This window comes from Actinomadura sp. NPDC049382, assembly GCF_040677125.1.
GTDB lineage: Bacteria > Actinomycetota > Actinomycetes > Streptosporangiales > Streptosporangiaceae > Spirillospora > Spirillospora geliboluensis.
Genome location: NZ_JBFARO010000175.1, coordinates 1 through 14693 on the forward strand (window position 1 = coordinate 1; position 14693 = coordinate 14693).

Annotated in this window: 14 protein-coding genes; 6 read left to right on the plus strand and 8 right to left on the minus strand. The window is 75.4% G+C overall.

Features of this window, described 5'->3' with window-relative positions; translation table 11 throughout:
* The first annotated feature begins 7 nt into the window (after positions 1–7).
* From AB0K34_RS43135 to AB0K34_RS43155, 5 genes are all read left to right on the plus strand, one after another.
* Positions 8–154 carry an oligopeptide/dipeptide ABC transporter ATP-binding protein gene (locus AB0K34_RS43135; RefSeq protein ID WP_364554386.1) on the plus strand — a complete coding sequence of 49 codons (147 nt, stop codon included), beginning with the start codon at positions 8–10 and terminating at the stop codon, positions 152–154.
* Positions 138–1157: a dipeptide ABC transporter ATP-binding protein gene (locus tag AB0K34_RS43140; RefSeq protein ID WP_138634654.1), complete on the plus strand. Its 1020-nt coding sequence runs from the start codon at positions 138–140 to the stop codon at positions 1155–1157. The genes AB0K34_RS43135 and AB0K34_RS43140 overlap by 17 nt, the downstream gene beginning before the upstream one ends.
* A 43-nt stretch (positions 1158–1200) precedes the next feature.
* Positions 1201–2061 (plus strand): fused MFS/spermidine synthase, encoded by an 861-nt coding sequence (locus AB0K34_RS43145; protein ID WP_138634657.1) that lies wholly within the window; start codon positions 1201–1203, stop codon positions 2059–2061.
* Positions 2062–2078: 17 nt separating this feature from the next.
* Complete coding sequence (locus AB0K34_RS43150) at positions 2079–2852, plus strand: SDR family oxidoreductase (protein WP_138634660.1); 774 nt, start codon at positions 2079–2081, stop codon at positions 2850–2852.
* Between the two features lie 93 nt (positions 2853–2945).
* Positions 2946–4922 (plus strand): ATP-binding SpoIIE family protein phosphatase, encoded by a 1977-nt coding sequence (locus AB0K34_RS43155; protein WP_138634704.1) that lies wholly within the window; start codon positions 2946–2948, stop codon positions 4920–4922.
* 34 nt (positions 4923–4956) lie between these two features.
* Here AB0K34_RS43155 and AB0K34_RS43160 read toward each other — a convergent pair whose 3' ends face one another.
* The 8 genes from AB0K34_RS43160 to AB0K34_RS43195 all read right to left on the minus strand — a co-directional run bounded on the left by AB0K34_RS43160 (position 4957) and on the right by AB0K34_RS43195 (position 13242).
* Positions 4957–6102 (minus strand): hypothetical protein, encoded by a 1146-nt coding sequence (locus tag AB0K34_RS43160; RefSeq protein WP_240807238.1) that lies wholly within the window; start codon positions 6100–6102, stop codon positions 4957–4959.
* A gap of 79 nt (positions 6103–6181) precedes the next feature.
* On the minus strand, positions 6182–7777 hold the full coding sequence (locus tag AB0K34_RS43165) for a SpoIIE family protein phosphatase (protein ID WP_138634707.1): 1596 nt from the start codon (positions 7775–7777) through the stop codon (positions 6182–6184).
* Positions 7778–7782: 5 nt separating this feature from the next.
* A complete protein-coding gene (locus tag AB0K34_RS43170; protein ID WP_138634666.1) occupies positions 7783–9504 on the minus strand; it encodes an ATP-binding protein in 1722 nt (573 codons plus the stop codon).
* 3 nt (positions 9505–9507) lie between these two features.
* Positions 9508–10566, minus strand: a complete 1059-nt coding sequence (locus AB0K34_RS43175) for an ATP-binding SpoIIE family protein phosphatase (protein ID WP_089327278.1) — start codon at positions 10564–10566, stop codon at positions 9508–9510.
* Positions 10554–10964 carry an anti-sigma regulatory factor gene (locus tag AB0K34_RS43180; protein ID WP_089327277.1) on the minus strand — a complete coding sequence of 137 codons (411 nt, stop codon included), beginning with the start codon at positions 10962–10964 and terminating at the stop codon, positions 10554–10556. Before AB0K34_RS43180 ends, AB0K34_RS43175 begins: the two co-directional genes overlap by 13 nt.
* A complete protein-coding gene (locus AB0K34_RS43185) occupies positions 10961–11335 on the minus strand; it encodes an STAS domain-containing protein (protein WP_171068859.1) in 375 nt (124 codons plus the stop codon). Before AB0K34_RS43185 ends, AB0K34_RS43180 begins: the two co-directional genes overlap by 4 nt.
* Positions 11335–12168, minus strand: coding sequence for an STAS domain-containing protein (locus tag AB0K34_RS43190; RefSeq protein WP_089327276.1), 834 nt, complete (start codon positions 12166–12168; stop codon positions 11335–11337). Before AB0K34_RS43190 ends, AB0K34_RS43185 begins: the two co-directional genes overlap by 1 nt.
* A gap of 234 nt (positions 12169–12402) precedes the next feature.
* Positions 12403–13242 carry a DUF4253 domain-containing protein gene (locus AB0K34_RS43195; protein WP_089327275.1) on the minus strand — a complete coding sequence of 280 codons (840 nt, stop codon included), beginning with the start codon at positions 13240–13242 and terminating at the stop codon, positions 12403–12405.
* A gap of 184 nt (positions 13243–13426) precedes the next feature.
* Here AB0K34_RS43195 and AB0K34_RS43200 point away from each other — a divergent pair, with 184 nt between their 5' ends.
* Complete coding sequence (locus AB0K34_RS43200) at positions 13427–14644, plus strand: sensor histidine kinase (protein ID WP_138634669.1); 1218 nt, start codon at positions 13427–13429, stop codon at positions 14642–14644.
* The last annotated feature ends 49 nt before the right edge of the window (positions 14645–14693 follow it).

Below are 14693 nucleotides of genomic sequence, written 5' to 3' on the forward strand. Positions count from 1 at the left end.
GGCCGCGCTGCCGCCCGGCTGCCCGTTCCAGCCGCGCTGCCCGCGCGCCGAGGCGGTCTGCGCGGCGGAGCGGCCGCCGCTCACCGCGGTCGCGCCGGGCCACGCGGCCGCCTGCCATTTCGCCGCGGAGGTGCACGGTGCCGGACCCGAGTGAACCGCCGATCCTCCAGGTGGAGGGGCTCGTCAAGCACTACCCGGTGACCCGCGGCGTCGTGCTCAAGCGCGCCGTCGGGCACGTGAAGGCCGTGGACGGCGTCGACCTGGAGCTGCGCCGCGGCGAGACCCTCGGCATCGTCGGCGAGTCCGGGTGCGGGAAGTCGACGCTGGCGAAGCTGCTGCTCGCCGCAGAGCGGCCCACCGCCGGGACGGTCCGCTTCGACGGCCGGGACGTGTTCGCGCTGCGCCGGGCCGAGCTGCGGGCGCTGCGCCGCCGCATCCAGCTGGTGATGCAGGACCCGTACTCCTCGCTCGACCCGCGGATGACGGTCGGCGACATCGTCGGCGAGCCGTTCGCGATCCACCCGGACGCCGCGCCGAAGGGGGAGCGCCGCGCCCGCGTCCAGGAGCTGCTGGAGCTCGTCGGCCTCGACCCGGGGCACGTCAACCGGTACCCGCACCAGTTCTCCGGCGGGCAGCGCCAGCGGGTCGGGATCGCCCGCGCCCTCGCGCTGCGCCCCGACGTGATCGTGTGCGACGAGCCGGTGTCGGCGCTGGACGTCTCCGTCCAGGCGCAGGTGATGAACCTGCTCGCCGAGCTGCAGCGCGAGCTGGGCCTGGCGTACGTGTTCATCGCGCACGACCTGGCGGCCGTCCGGCACATCTCCGACCGCGTCGCCGTGATGTACCTCGGCAAGGTCGTGGAGACCGGCGACGAGACGCAGATCTACGAGCATCCGACGCACCCGTACACGCAGGCGCTGCTGTCGGCCGTGCCGGTGCCCGACCCGGACGCGCCCGGCTGGACGGGGCAGATCCGGCTGGAGGGCGAGCCGCCGTCGCCGCTGGACCCGCCGTCCGGCTGCCGGTTCCGCACCCGCTGCTGGAAGGCCCGCGACGTCTGCGCGGACGAGACGCCCGCGCTGGAGGAGCGCGACGGCTCCGCGCATCCGAGCGCGTGCCATTTCGCGTCCGAGGCCGCGCTCACCGAGCGAACCTGACGGTCGTCCTGAGCCCCGGCCGATGTGTCCGTAGGGTGGGGGCATGGCACGCAAGCGCAGGCACGACCCCCCGCCGCGGACGTACCGCATCGCGGGCGGTGAGGCCGAGCTGCTGCGCGACGCCGACCGCGACGGCGGCTGGATGCTGCTCGTCGGCGGGGTGCCGCAGTCCTACGTGGACCTGTCCGACCCCACCTACCTCGACTTCGAGTACATGCGGCTGATCGGCGACGTGGTCGACTGCGCCGCCCTGGACGGCGAGGCGCTCGACGCGGTCCACATCGGCGGCGCCGGCTGCACGCTGCCCCGCTACATCGCCGCGACCCGGCCGGGGTCGCGGCAGGTCGTGCTGGAGCCGGACGCCGAGCTGGTGCAGCTCGTCCGGGAGCGGCTGCCGGTGAAGGGCGTCCCCGGGCTGCGGATCCGCGTCACCGACGGGCGCGCCGGCATCGCGGCGCTCGCCGACGACGCCGACGACCTGGTGGTGATGGACGCGTTCGCCGAGGCGTCGATGCCGCTGGAGCTCGCCACCCGCGAGTTCGTGCTGGACGCCGCGCGGGTGCTGCGGCCGGGCGGCGTCTACGTGGTCAACGTCGCCGACGGGTTCCGGCTGCCGTTCGCGCGCCGGGTGGCCGCCACGGTCGGGTCGGTGTTCCGGCACACGGTGCTGCTCGGCGACCCGGGGGTGCTGCGGGGCCGCCGGTTCGGCAACCTGATCGTGGCCGGGTCGCAGGCGCCGCTGCCGGTCGCCGAGCTGACCCGCCGCGCGGCGGGCGGCATCGTCCGGGCCCGGGTGATGGACGGCGGCGACCTCGCCGCGTTCTGCGCCGGCGCGGCGCCGCTGCACGACGGCGAGGAGATCGTCGCGCCCGTCCCGCCGCCGCAGGTCTTCGGGAGTTCCTGACCGATCAAGGAGGCACCATGATCCTCGTGACCGGGGCGAGCGGCACGCTCGGCCGGGTGGTCGTGCGGCGGCTGGCGGAGGCCGGCGCGGACGTGCACGGGCTGAGCCGCCGCGAACGCGCCCCCGAACCGGGGCTGACCTGGCACAAGGGCGATCTGTGGAAGGGCGAGGGCGTCGCCGCGGCGGTCGCCGGCGCGGAGACGATCGTGCACTGCGCCAGCGACCCGTTCCACCCCAAGCGGGACCTGCCCGCCGCCCGGCGGCTGGTCGAGGCGGCGCGCGGGGAGGGCGCCCCGCACCTGGTCTACATCTCGATCGTCGGCGTCGACAAGATCCCCTACGGCTACTACCGGACGAAGCACGCCGTGGAGCGGCTCATCGAGGGCTCCGGCCTGCCGTACACGATCCTGCGGACCACCCAGTTCCACACGCTGCCCGACGCGGTCTTCAACGTCCTCACCAAGATCCCCGGCGTGGCGGTCGTGCCGAAGGGGCTGCGCGACCAGCCGATCGACGTCGCCGAGGTCGCGGGGCGGCTCGCCGACCTGGCGCTCGCGGCCGGGCCCGCGCGGCGGGTCGACGACATGGGCGGCCCCGAGGTGCTCACCGTCGAGGAGATGCTCGGGGACTACCTGGCGGCGCGCGGCCTGCGGCGGCCGGTCACGGTGCCGCTGCCGCTTCCCGGAAAGGTCGGGCGCGGGTTCCGGGAGGGCCACCACCTGGTCCCCGGACACGCCGCCGGGAAGCGGACCTGGAAGCAGTTCCTGGACGAGGCCCACGCCCGGGGTTAAGGACGGATCTCCCCGCCCGTATCGGCCGCATCCGGCCGTCCGATGTCCCATAATCGAGCGATGGAGTCGTCCACCCGAATTCTCATTCTCGGCATGGAATCGTCGGGGAGAATTCTCCAGTTCGAGCGCAACGCCGCCGCCGTGCTCTCGCGGAACGCGGACGACCTGCGGGGCGCCTACCTGGACGAGGTGATCCCCGGCGCGCGGGAGCCGCTGCTGGAGGCGCTGAAGGCCGGCCGGGAGCGCACCGCCATGCTCGCCGTGGAGACCCCGGCGGGCGGCACGCTGGACGCGGTCGTGACCGTCCACCCGATGAGCGGCGGCGCGCCCGACGCCCCGGGCCTCGCCGCGCTCGCGGTGATCCGGGTGCCGGTGCCGCTCGCCGACCGGTTCGTCGACCCGGCCGTCATCCGCCGCGCGCTGCTGGACGACGCGCTGCCCCGCATCGGCTCCACCCTCGACCTGGAACTGCTGGCGCGCGGCCTGATGGACGTCCTCGTCCCGCATTTCTGCAACTCGGGCGCGCTGCTGCTGGCCGAGAGCCACATCGACGCCGACGAGCCGCCGGAGGGCCCGGACGGGCCGCAGCTGCGCCGGATGGCGATCGGCTTCGACGACGAGGACCCGGCCTGGGACGCGACGTTCCCCACCGGCGAGTCGCTGGTCTACCCGCCGGGCACGCCGCACGCGCTGTGCCTGGAGTCCGGCGAGCCGGTGCTGCGCGCCCTCGGCGGCGAGGGCGCGGCCCGGCTCGCGGGCGCGTGGCGCCGCCCGCCGGTCGCCGAACTGCTCAAGGGCGCGTCGATGCTGTTACTCCCGATCGCGTCCGCGGCGGGCGTGCTGGGGTTCTTCGTCTGCACCCGCAACGCGGCGCACCGGCCGTTCGACGCCTACGACGTCGAGATCGGGATGGAGTTCGCGAACCGGGCGTCGATCTTCGTGGAGAGCGCCCGCCAGTACTCGCGGGAGCGCGCGACCGCCCTCACCCTCCAGCGCAGCCTGCTGCCGACGGGCCTGTCGGCGCCGTCGACGGTCGAGGTGCACCACCGCTACCTGCCGGGCAGCCGCCGCATCGAGGTCGGCGGCGACTGGTACGAGTCGATCGCGCTGCCCGGCGGCCGGGTCGCGCTGGTGGTCGGCGACGTCGCCGGGCACGGCGTGAAGGCCGCCGTCACGATGGGCCGCCTCCGCACCGCCATCCACACCCTCGCCGGGCTGGAGCTGCCGCCCGCCGAGGCCCTGGAGCGCCTCGACTCCCTGATGCGCACGCTCGGCGAGCGCGAGCCGCACTTCGCCACCTGCGCCTACGTCGTCTACGACGCGGTCAGCGGCCGGTGCGAGGTCGCGAGCGCCGGGCACCTGCCGCCGCTGCTCGCCCCGCCCGGCGCCGAGCCGGAGTACCTGCCGGTGCCGCCCGCGCCGCCGCTCGGCGTCGGCGGCGACGGCCCGATCGTGACCCGCGAGTTCACCGTCGAGGACGGCACGCTGCTGTTCCTCTACACCGACGGGCTGGTGGAGAACCGGGCCCGCGACATCGACGACGGGCTCGCGCGGCTGCTCGCCACGTTCGGGCCCGGCGCCGCCGCCCGCCCGCTGGACGACCTGTGCCAGGCGGCCCTCGACGGCGTCTACGACGACGAGCACCGCGACGACATCGCGATGCTGGTGGCGCGCCTCTCCCGCATCCCCGCCGACCACCACGCCACCTGGGAGCTGCCCGCCGAGCCCGCCGCCGTCCGCCGCGCCCGCGGCCTCGTCCGCGACCGGCTCGCCCGCTGGGACCTCGACGACCTGACCCACAGCACCATGCTGCTGGTGTCGGAACTCGTCACCAACGCGATCCAGCACGTCGGCGGGCGCGTCACGCTGCGGCTGGTGCGGGAGGGCGGCCTGGTCTGCGAGGTCGCCGACTCCTCCGACGGGCGCCCCCGCATCCGGCTGCACGACGACGAGGACGACGCGATGGAGTCGGGCCGCGGCCTGCACGTCGTGGGGCGGCTGGCGCAGCGCTGGGGCGTGCGGCGCACCGCGGGCGGCAAGGTCGTCTGGTGCGAGCAGGAGCTGTCCTGACGCTTTCCCCGCGCCGCGCGGCGGCCGGGCGCGGCTAGCGCAGCACCGAGATGTGCACGTGGTCGTAGTGGTTCTGGGTGATGCTGCCGCGGTCCTCCATCGGCCGCCAGCCGCCGCCGCGCACGTTCCAGATCTGCTGCTTCCAGATGACGTAGGAGATGCCGAGCCGCCGGGCGTTCGCGACCGCGTACCGGGCGACCTGGTCGCCGTGCCGCTGCGCGCCGGCGCTCGGCATCCGCCCGCCGGTGCTCTCCATGAAGTCGCAGGCGCGGCCGTCGCCGTGGTCCTGCGGGTCGCCGGTGGAGCGGTAGCAGCCGATCACCGGGAACGGGCCGAACATGCCGGCGATCTCCAGCAGGACGGTCCGCATCGTGGGCGTCATCCTGTTCCCGGTGATCGGGGTGCGCTCGCCGGCCGCCCCGTCCGGCCGGCCCGTGACCTGCGGGAGGCCCGGCCGACCCGGCCGGCCCGGCTGCGCCGCGCGCTTCTTCGGCGGCGGGGTCAGCGTCGCGACCTTCGTCCCGCGCGGGAGGACCTTCTGGAGCCGCTTGGCGAGCTTCGCGTGGTCGGCCTTCGGGGCGCTGATGACCAGGCCGTTGCCGTCCGGCAGGCCCAGCGCGCGGGCCTGCTCGCGGGACACGACGGCGTCGATGTCGCCGATGCCCATCGTCGCGTAGGCGCCGACGCGGACCTGCCCGGGGGCGCTGCTGCGGCCCGCCTGGACGACGGAGCCGAGCGGCAGCGCCCCGTCGCGGCTCTGCTCGAACGACACGGCCAGACCGCCGGACGCGACCGTCTGCCACAGCTGGTCGGACTCGGCGGTCGCCTCCGGCACGAACGCCCGGAACGCCGACGGGTCGACGCCCAGCAGGCCCATGCGGCGCCCGGCGACGCCGACGCGGGCGGCGTCCACGACCGTGAGCCGCGCGACGCCCTTCAGCCGGCGGGCCCGCTCGACGGCCGCGGGCGGCAGCGGGGTCGTGCCGGCGACCAGCAGGTGCGGCGTGTAGCGGCGGGTCAGCGGGGCCACGGCCGGGGCCTGCGGCGCGGCGCCCCGGTCGACCGACACCAGGTCGCCGGACGCGGCGGGCCGCTCGTCCTCCAGCCGCCCGGACGCGATGACGGTGATGTCGGCCGCGAGCGTGCCGACGACCGCCGCCGCGATGACCCCGGAGAGCACTCTTCCACGCCGCAGCATCCGACCCCGATCCCCTCGCCGTCCCTGGCCGCATCGTAGGGGAGCGGGCCGCCGCGCGGGGTCAGTGCGCGCCCTCCGCGGGCCCCGGGTCGGGCCCGCGGCGCAGGGCGACCAGCGCGACGTCGTCCTCGCGGTGCCCGAACTCGGCGATGACGCGGTCGCTGAAGTGCTCCAGGTCGTCCTCGACGTGGGCGGCGATGGCCCGCAGCCGCTCCATGTTGTCGGCGAGCGGGATGCCGCGGTCCTCGATCAGCCCGTCGGTGATCAGCACGACGGTGCCGCCCGGCGGGACCACGGTCTCCTCGACCGCGACGCCGTCGGCCGGGAAGCCGAGGATCACGCCGCCGCCCTTGCCGTAGCGGGCCTGGCCGGCGGCGATGTGCAGCGGCGGGAGGTGCCCGGCGCTGGCGATGTGCAGCCGGCCGCTGCGGGGGTCCAGCGTCATCAGGGTCATGGTGACGGTCTGGTCGTCGTGGTAGCGCTCCATCACCCCGTTCAGCAGCCGGAGGATCTGGACGGAGCCGTGCCCTTCGGCGGCGAACGCGCGCAGCGCGTGCCGGACCTCCGCCATCACCGTCGCGGCCCGCAGCGAGTGGCCCTGCACGTCCCCGATGGCCACCAGTATGCGGTCGCCGAGGTCGAGGACCTCGTAGAAGTCGCCGCCGACCTCGGCCTGGTCGCCGGCGGGCTCGTAGCGGACCGCGAGCTCCCAGCCCGGCACCCGCGGCAGCGACGCCGGCAGCAGGCTGCGCTGCAGGGTCAGCGAGATCGTGTGCTCCTCGGTGTAGCTGCGCAGCGCGGCGAGCGCCAGCGCCACCGCCTGCCCGAGCTGGCGCAGCAGGTTGGTCTCGGCGTCCTCCTGCGCGCCCCGGGCGTCGATCGCGATGCAGATGGGCGGGTGGCCGTGCTTGAGCCGGGACACCACCAGCAGGGCGTCGCCGCGCAGCACGGGGTCGGGCACCAGGTCCCGCCACTCCCGCAGCGGCACCCGCGTGATCTCGGTGCCGGTGTCGTCGCCCAGCCCGGTGCGGCCGATCAGCCGCTCGATGAGGCCCGGCGGGTAGTCGCGGTGCTCGGGGCCGCCGTCCGCCTCGACGGCGCGCCGCGGCCGGCCGGCCGGCGGCACGATGAACACCGCGGCCGGCACCTCGAAGATCGCGTGGGCGCCGCTCGCGGCGACCTCCGCCAGCTGGTCGAAGGACGTGGCCGCGTTGATCGCCAGCGAGGTCCGGGTGAACTCGGCCATCCGGCCGACCATCCGCTCGGCCCGCCGCCGCGCCTCGTAGTAGCGCAGCACCGCCTCGACCGTGGCGAGGAACTCGCCCGGGTCGATCGGGTCGGTCATGTAGGCGTCGGCGCCGCGCCGCAGCCCGTGGGTGCGGTCGGCGACGTCCACGGCCTGCGCGGAGATGTGGATGACGGGCAGCGAGTTCGTGTCCGGCGCGGACTTGATCCGCTCGCACACCTCGATGCCGCTCATGTCCGGCAGCTTCACGTCGAGCACCACCAGGTCGACGTCGTGCTCGGCGAGCCGCCGCCAGGTCTCCGCCGCGGACGCCGCCTCCACCACCGTGTGCCCGGCGCGGCGCAGCCAGCGGCCGACGATGTAGCGCTTGGTGTCGCTGTCGTCCACCACCAGCGTCGTCCAGGTCCCCATGCCGGTCACCTACCCTCCCGTGCCCGGCGGGCGTGAGCGGAGCGTATCGCCGCGGCGAGCGACTCGGGGCCGATCCGGTCCTTGCCGAGCACCGCGTCGGCGCGGCGGAGCCGGGGGTCGTCGGACGCGGCGGCGTTCGCCGAGGTGACCAGGACGACCGGCGTCCCGGTGGGCAGCCCGGCGAGGACGTCGTAGCCGTCCCGGCCGGGCATGCGCAGGTCCAGCAGGACGAGGTCGGGCGGGTCCGCCGCGGCGGCGGCCAGCGCGGCGGTCCCGTCGGCGGCCTCGGAGACCCGGTCGGCGGACGCGTCCACCAGGTCGCGCAGGGTGCGGCGGGCCGTCGCGTCGTCGTCCACGATCAGGACGTGGCCGAGGTCGAGGTGGGCCATGTCCCGGTACGGCGGCAGCCGCACGGTGGCGGTCGTCCCCTCGCCCACGGCGCTGTCCAGGGTCACGTCGCCGCCGAGGATGCGGGCGAGCCGGCGGGCGAAGGGCAGGCCGAGCCCGGTGCCGGTGCCGCCGCTGCCGGGCACCCGGTGGAACTCCTCGAAGACCCGCTCCCGCTCGTCGGGCGGGATCCCCACCCCGGTGTCGGCCACGGTGAACTCCACGTCCTCGCCGGCCCGCCGCGCCGACACCCGCACCCCGCCCTCCTCGGTGAACTTCAGGCCGTTCCCCACGAGGTTCCGCAGGATCCGGGACAGCATCTCCGGGTCGGTGACGAAGTCGCGCGGCGCGTCCGCGTCGTCCACGACGAGCGACAGCCCGGCCTGCTCGGCCATCGGGTTCAGCAGCTCCGCCTGCTCCGCCAGCAGCGCCGGCACGTCCACCGGCGCCGGGTTCGGCTCCAGCCGGCCCTGTTCGGCCCTGGCCATGTCCAGCAGCTCGTTCACCATCGACAGCAGGGTGCCGCCGGTGTCGCGGATCAGGGTGATCTGCTGCCGCTGCTCCTCGGTGAGCGGGTCGGCGGACGGGTCGAGCAGCAGCCGGGTGAGCCCGATGACGCCGTTCACCGGCGTGCGCAGCTCGTGGCTGATGCCGGCCCAGAACCGGTTCTTGGCCTCGCCGGCCTCGCGCAGCTGGTCGGACTTCTCCTCCAGCTCGGCGTACAGCGCCACGACGCCCCGGTTCGTCTCCTCAAGCTCCTCGGAGAGCTCGCTGTAGAGGGCCATGACCCCGTGGTTGGTCTCCTCCAGCTCCGCGTTGAGGGTCCGCAGCTCCTCCTGCCGGCGCTGCAGATCCGTGAGCGCGGCGGTCAGCTCCGTGTTCTGCGTCTGCAGCTCCTCCAGGGCGGGCAGGGGGTGCAGCCGGGAGAGCCGCGCGCGGAGCCTGCTCAGCTCTCCCTCGCCGACCGGCGCGGCGCCGGAGGGCAGGTCCTTGCGCAGCCGGAGGCGGACGCCGCCCTCCGCGGTCTCCTCCTCTTCCAGCAGGCTCACCAGCCGCGCCGCCGCGACCTGGCACGCGGTCGTCCGCACCGCGTCCGGGCGCGGGCGCAGGTCCAGTTCGACCACCAGCGCCGGGTGCCGCCCCGGGTCGAGCCGGAACGCCACCGACACGAGCCCCGAGCACGCGTACAGCTCCCGGCCGACCTCGCTGAGCGCGGTCGCGACGCGGACCTGGTCCTGGTGTTCGAGGCCGACCGCGGCGGCGACCTGCCGGCCCGCCCGCCGGACGGTGAACACGCCCTCCTCGTCCGAGATCTCCATGCGGACCAGGTCCTCGGCCACGCCTCACCACCGCCCGTCCGTCGCGATCGCGAGCACGGACCGGTCGTCGTGGTGCGCGCCGGCGTCGCGCAGCAGCGTCGCCGCGATCAGCAGCGGGTCGCGCAGGTGCAGGCCCGGCCGGTCGGCGAGGCTCCAGCGGCCGGTGAGCCCGTCGGAGTGCAGCACCACGGCCGCGCCCGGGGGCAGCGTGTAGGAGTGCTCCCGGATCCGCCCGGCGGTCGTCCCGGCGATCCCCGGCACGGAGATCATGCCCTGCCGGCGGTCCGGCGCGACGATCCACCCGGCGATGTTGCCGATCCCGGCGTAGCGCACCCGCCCGGCGGCCGGGTCGACGACCGCGACGGCCACGGCGCCGCCGCGGGTCGGGATGAGCCGCCGCCGGACGCTCATCAGGACGTCGGCGGGGGAGGCGGGCAGCGCCGTCTCGTGCGCCGCCCGGACGGCCTCCCAGGCCGCGCGCGCGGCGAGCGGGCCGTGCCCGAGGCCGTCGCAGAGCAGCGCGTAGACCGTGCCGTCCAGGAGGCGGGCGGTGTAGGCGTCGCCGCACTGCTCCTCGCCGTCGATCGGCACCGTCAGGCCGGCGAACGGCGGGTCGGCCGCGGCGTCGCCGGCGGGCGCGCCGGGCGGCCGGAACCGCGCGTACAGCACGGTGCCGGCCCCGGGCAGCGAGTACAGGGCGCACCGGTCGGCGAGCCGCTCGATCGAGCCCAGCCCGAGCCCGAGCGTCCCGCGGGTCGAGTAGCCGTTCCGCAGGGACACCGGCACGTCGGTGATGCCGGGCCCCCGGTCGAAGGCGACGAACTCCACCACCGCGGTCCGGTCGTGCCGCACGATGCGCAGGATCATCTCGCCCCGCCGGGCGTGCCGGGCGAGGTTCGTCGCGGCCTCGGTCGCGGCCAGCCGCACCTGTTCGAGGCGCTCCCCGGCGAACCCGAGCCGCTCGGCGAGCGCGGTGACGCGCCGCCGCACGCCCGCCGCGGCGCTCTCCTCCTCCACCCGCACCCGCAGCGTGTCGTCGGCGGACGGGCTGGTCGTCCAGCCGGCGCCGGTCAGCGCGGCCATTTGGCCACCGTCACCGTGGTGCCCTTCCCGGCCTCGCTGGTCAGGTCGAACTCGTCGCTCAGCCGGCGGGCGCCGGACAGGCCGAGGCCGAGCCCGGTGCCGCTCGACCAGCCCGCCGACAGGGCCCGCTCGACGTCCGGGATGCCCGGGCCGTCGTCGTGGAAGACGATGCGGACGCCCGTCCGGCCCCGGTCGTCCACCGCCTGCTCGATCCGCATCGTGCCGCCGCCGCCGTACGCGTAGGTGTTGCGCGCCAGCTCGCTCGCCGCCGTGACGATCTTGGTCTGGTCGACCAGCGACAGCCCGGCCGCCGCCGCGGCGGCGCGCACCAGCTGCCGGACGCGCACCACGTCATCGCCCGACACGATCGGCACCTCCTCGCCGGGCGGGGACGTCACGGGCCGCCCGCCCCGCCGCGCGCACCCGTGCCGAGCAGCCGCATGCCCTCCTCCAGGTCCAGCGCGGTGCGCACCCCGCCGAGCGAGAGCCCGAGCTCCACCAGCGTGATCGCCACCGCCGGGCGCATTCCGACCACCACCGTCTCGGCGTCCATGAGCCGCGACATGGCGGCGATGGTGGCGAACATGCGGCCGATGAACGAGTCGACGATCTCCACCGCGGTGATGTCGATGATGACGCCGTGCGCGCCGGTGGCGGTGATCCGGTCGGCCAGGTCCTCCTGGAGCGCCAGGACGGTCTGGTCCTGCAGGTCGAGCTGGATCGACACCAGCAGGACGTTCCCGATCTTGAGGATGGGCACGCGGTCCATCAGGCGCCCTCCTCGCGGGCCAGGCGCACGCCGCTGCGGTCGAGCGTGTACGCCAGCGCGTCGGCGAGGTCGGCCTTCGTCACGATGTCGCCGAACTCGATGCCGAGCGTCACGATCGTCTGCGCGATCTGCGGCCGGACGCCGGAGATCACGCACTCGGTGCCCATCAGCCGGGCCGCCATGACGGTCTTCAGCAGGTGCTGGGCCACCTCGGTGTCCACGGCGGACACCCCGGTGATGTCGATCACCGCGAACCGGGAGCCGGTGTCCACCAGCGTCTCCAGCAGCGTCTCCATCACCACCTGGGTGCGGGCCGAGTCCAGCGTGCCGACGAGGGGGACGCCGAGGATCCCGTCCCACAGCTTCACGACGGGCGTCGACAGCTCCAGCAGCTGCTCGGCCTGGTCGGCGATGACCTGCTCGCGGGCGGCGGCGTAGGTCTCGAACGTGGCCAGGCCCAGCTCGTCGACGTAGGCGGAGAAGTCGATCAGCTCGCCGTAGGCCCGGCGGTCCTGGGTGGCGCGCACCTGCTCGTACAGCGCCTGCTTCAGCGCGAACACGCCGATCGCGACCTCGGTCGGGCTGAAGCCCTGCCGGGCCCGCCCGCGGGAGATCTCCGCGAGCGTCGCCCGCAGCTCCCCGGCGGCGGTCTCGTCGCCGCCGAGGGCCCGCTCGACCAGCCCGTACATCTCGTCCAGCTCCGAGCGGAGCTCGGCCTCGGTGATGCGCCCGCGGACGCTCGTCCCGACCAGTTCGGTCCAGCGGCTCAGCACCGGCTCCCGCCAGGCGCGCAGCAGTTCGGTGATGTGCCCGTCGCCCGCTCCATCGGTCATGGCAGCGCCCCCTCAGTGCCCCCGGACCGGACGGCGGACGCGCGAGGGTGCCGCCCGCGCGGGTCGCCCGGGGCCCGTCCGGGCCGCGCCACCCGGTGCTCACCCGCCCCACCGTAACCGTCCCTCAGGGAGTTACCGGCGCAAATGACCTGGAGGTTCACACGCCATGACCGACCTTTTGGCCGGTCGGCCGGTCAGCGGCGGCCGGTCAGGGCCGGCCGGCCCGAAGGCCGGTCAGTCCCACCAGAACGACCAGTAGGTCTTGCCGCGGATCTCCTCCGCGTACCCGGTGAGGGTGCCCGGGCCCTGGAACAGGATGTCGGGGCAGAACGCCCAGTGCTCGGCCGCGACCTGCACGGCGTGCCGGGTGGTGACGGGAGGCGCGGCGACGCTCAGCTCCAGCGTGTTGAAGCCGAGCCCGACGACGCGCGCGCCGAACCGGTCCTCCCAGCTGCGCAGGACGGCCGACAGCGGCGCCGTCCACTCGTTGTGGTTGAGGGCGCCCTGCCAGCCGACGGCGGCCAGCGCGTCGGCGCCCCGCTCCACCGCGACGAGCCCCAGCGAGAGCCCGCGGGCGGCGAGCAGGCGGGCGTGGCGGTCGGCCACGCTGCCCGGGTCGTCCAGCGGCACCCCGGCCGGGGCGGGGCCGGGGCAGTGCCGGCCGTAGGGGGCGAGGTCCTCCAGGTCGCCGTCGGCGGCCTGCTCGGCGAAGTCGGCCCACACCTCGTACATGAAGGCGTGCGGATGGTAGTTCGCGACCTCGCTCACCGGCTCCGGCGCGATCTGCCCGGCCGCCCACGGCTGGTCGCTCTCGTCCATCAGCAGCGGCCAGAGCCCCGACCGGTGGTGCTCGGCGCGCAGCGCGGCCCACAGGTCGCCGCGGACCGGGTCGTCGCTCAGCCAGAGCGCGGGCCGCATGAGCGGCCGCCGCTGCGGGTAGCCGGGGTCGGGCCAGACCAGGTCCCCGTCGGGCAGAGGCACCGACAGCGTCCGCGCGGCGGTGTCGTCCCCGACACCGTCGTCGAACAGCTGCGGCAGATCGCCCGGCAGGTGCCGGACCTCCACATCATCCATTTCACGCCGTTCCGGTACAGAGCATGCCAGTGGCGATCGTAACGGCGGAGAGGCCGCCTGGGGGACGACCTGTGCGGTTCGGTCGTCCCGGACGAGTCCATGGTGGAGCGGGCTACACCCCCGTCAGGGGTGCGGGCCCGGCTGCGCGGGGCCTCACCGTCGCCTACCGTGATGGCGAGGTGACATGAGAACCGCACTGAAACGCAGCGTGGACGCGACCCGCGAGCTGGTCGGCGCCCTGCGCACCGCCGCGCCCGCGCTGTTCGGGCTGGCCCCGCTGATCGCCTTCCTGGTGCTGCTGCCCGTCGTGCTGCCGTGGCTGCCGTCGGCCGTGCGGCCGCTGCGCCGGCTCGCGAACGCCGAGCGGCGCCGGGCCGGCCGGCTGCTCGGCCGCGAGATCCCCGAGCCGTACCGTCCCGTGGGCGACGGCCTGGCCGAGGGGCGGCGGCTGCTGGCGTCGCGGGCGACCTGGCGGGACGCGGCCTGGATGGCGGTGCACGGCCTCACCGGCCTGCAGGCCGCGCTGATCGCGGTGGCGATCTGGCCGGCGATCCCTTTCACGCTGTCGCTGCCGCTGTGGTGGTGGGCGGCGCCCGAGGGCTCCCAGTCGGCGTTCATCACGCTGGACAGCTGGCCGAAGGCGCTGACGATGCCGTTCGTCCAGGGGGCGTTCGACCTGCTCGTCCTGCTGTGGCTGGTGCCGCGGCTCGTCCGCTGGCAGGCCCGGCTCGCCGCCGCGCTGCTCGGCCCGACCCGCCGCACCAGCCTCAGCGAGCGGGTCGAGGAGCTGACCGAGACCCGCGCCGAGGCGCTGGAGGCGCACGGCGCCGAGCTGCGCCGCATCGAGCGCGACCTGCACGACGGGACGCAGGCCCAGCTCGTCGCCGCCGCGCTGCGCCTCGGCCTCGCCGACCGCCGCTTCGGCACCGACCCGGACGCCGCCCGCACGCTGTTCCTGGAGGCCAGGGAGGGCATCGAGGAGGCGCTCACCCAGCTCCGCACGGTGATCCGCGGCATCTACCCGCCGATCCTGTCCGACCGGGGCCTCGCCGGGGCGCTGCGCGCGCTCGCCGCGGGCCAGCCGATCCCGGTGGAGCTTGACGTCGCGGACGGCCGGGCGCCCGCCGCCGTCGAGGCCGCCGCCTACTTCGTCGTCGCCGAGGCCCTCACCAACATCGCCAAGCACAGCGGCGCGCGCCACGGCTGGGTCGTGCTGCGCCGCGCCCCTGCCCGCCTGGTGATCAGCGTGCGGGATGATGGCAAGGGCGGGGCCGATCCGGACCGGGGCAGCGGCCTCGCCGGCATCCGCCGCCGGGTGGCGGCGCTCGACGGGACGACCCGCATCGACAGCCCCGACGGAGAAGGGACGACGCTCGAGGTGGAGCTGCCGTGCGGATCGTGATCGCCGAGGACAACGTGCTCCTCCGCGAGGGCCTCGTCATGCTGCTGAA

Coding starts and splice junctions, on each gene's coding strand:
- AB0K34_RS43155 (WP_138634704.1), top strand. CDS start 2,946: ATGGAATCGTCGGGGAGAATTCTCCAGTTCGAGCGCAACGCCGCCGCC.
- AB0K34_RS43150 (WP_138634660.1), top strand. CDS start 2,079: ATGATCCTCGTGACCGGGGCGAGCGGCACGCTCGGCCGGGTGGTCGTG.
- AB0K34_RS43200 (WP_138634669.1), top strand. CDS start 13,427: ATGAGAACCGCACTGAAACGCAGCGTGGACGCGACCCGCGAGCTGGTC.
- AB0K34_RS43195 (WP_089327275.1), bottom strand. CDS start 13,242: ATGGATGATGTGGAGGTCCGGCACCTGCCGGGCGATCTGCCGCAGCTG.
- AB0K34_RS43175 (WP_089327278.1), bottom strand. CDS start 10,566: ATGGCCGCGCTGACCGGCGCCGGCTGGACGACCAGCCCGTCCGCCGAC.
- AB0K34_RS43145 (WP_138634657.1), top strand. CDS start 1,201: ATGGCACGCAAGCGCAGGCACGACCCCCCGCCGCGGACGTACCGCATC.
- AB0K34_RS43165 (WP_138634707.1), bottom strand. CDS start 7,777: ATGGGGACCTGGACGACGCTGGTGGTGGACGACAGCGACACCAAGCGC.
- AB0K34_RS43190 (WP_089327276.1), bottom strand. CDS start 12,168: ATGACCGATGGAGCGGGCGACGGGCACATCACCGAACTGCTGCGCGCC.
- AB0K34_RS43185 (WP_171068859.1), bottom strand. CDS start 11,335: ATGGACCGCGTGCCCATCCTCAAGATCGGGAACGTCCTGCTGGTGTCG.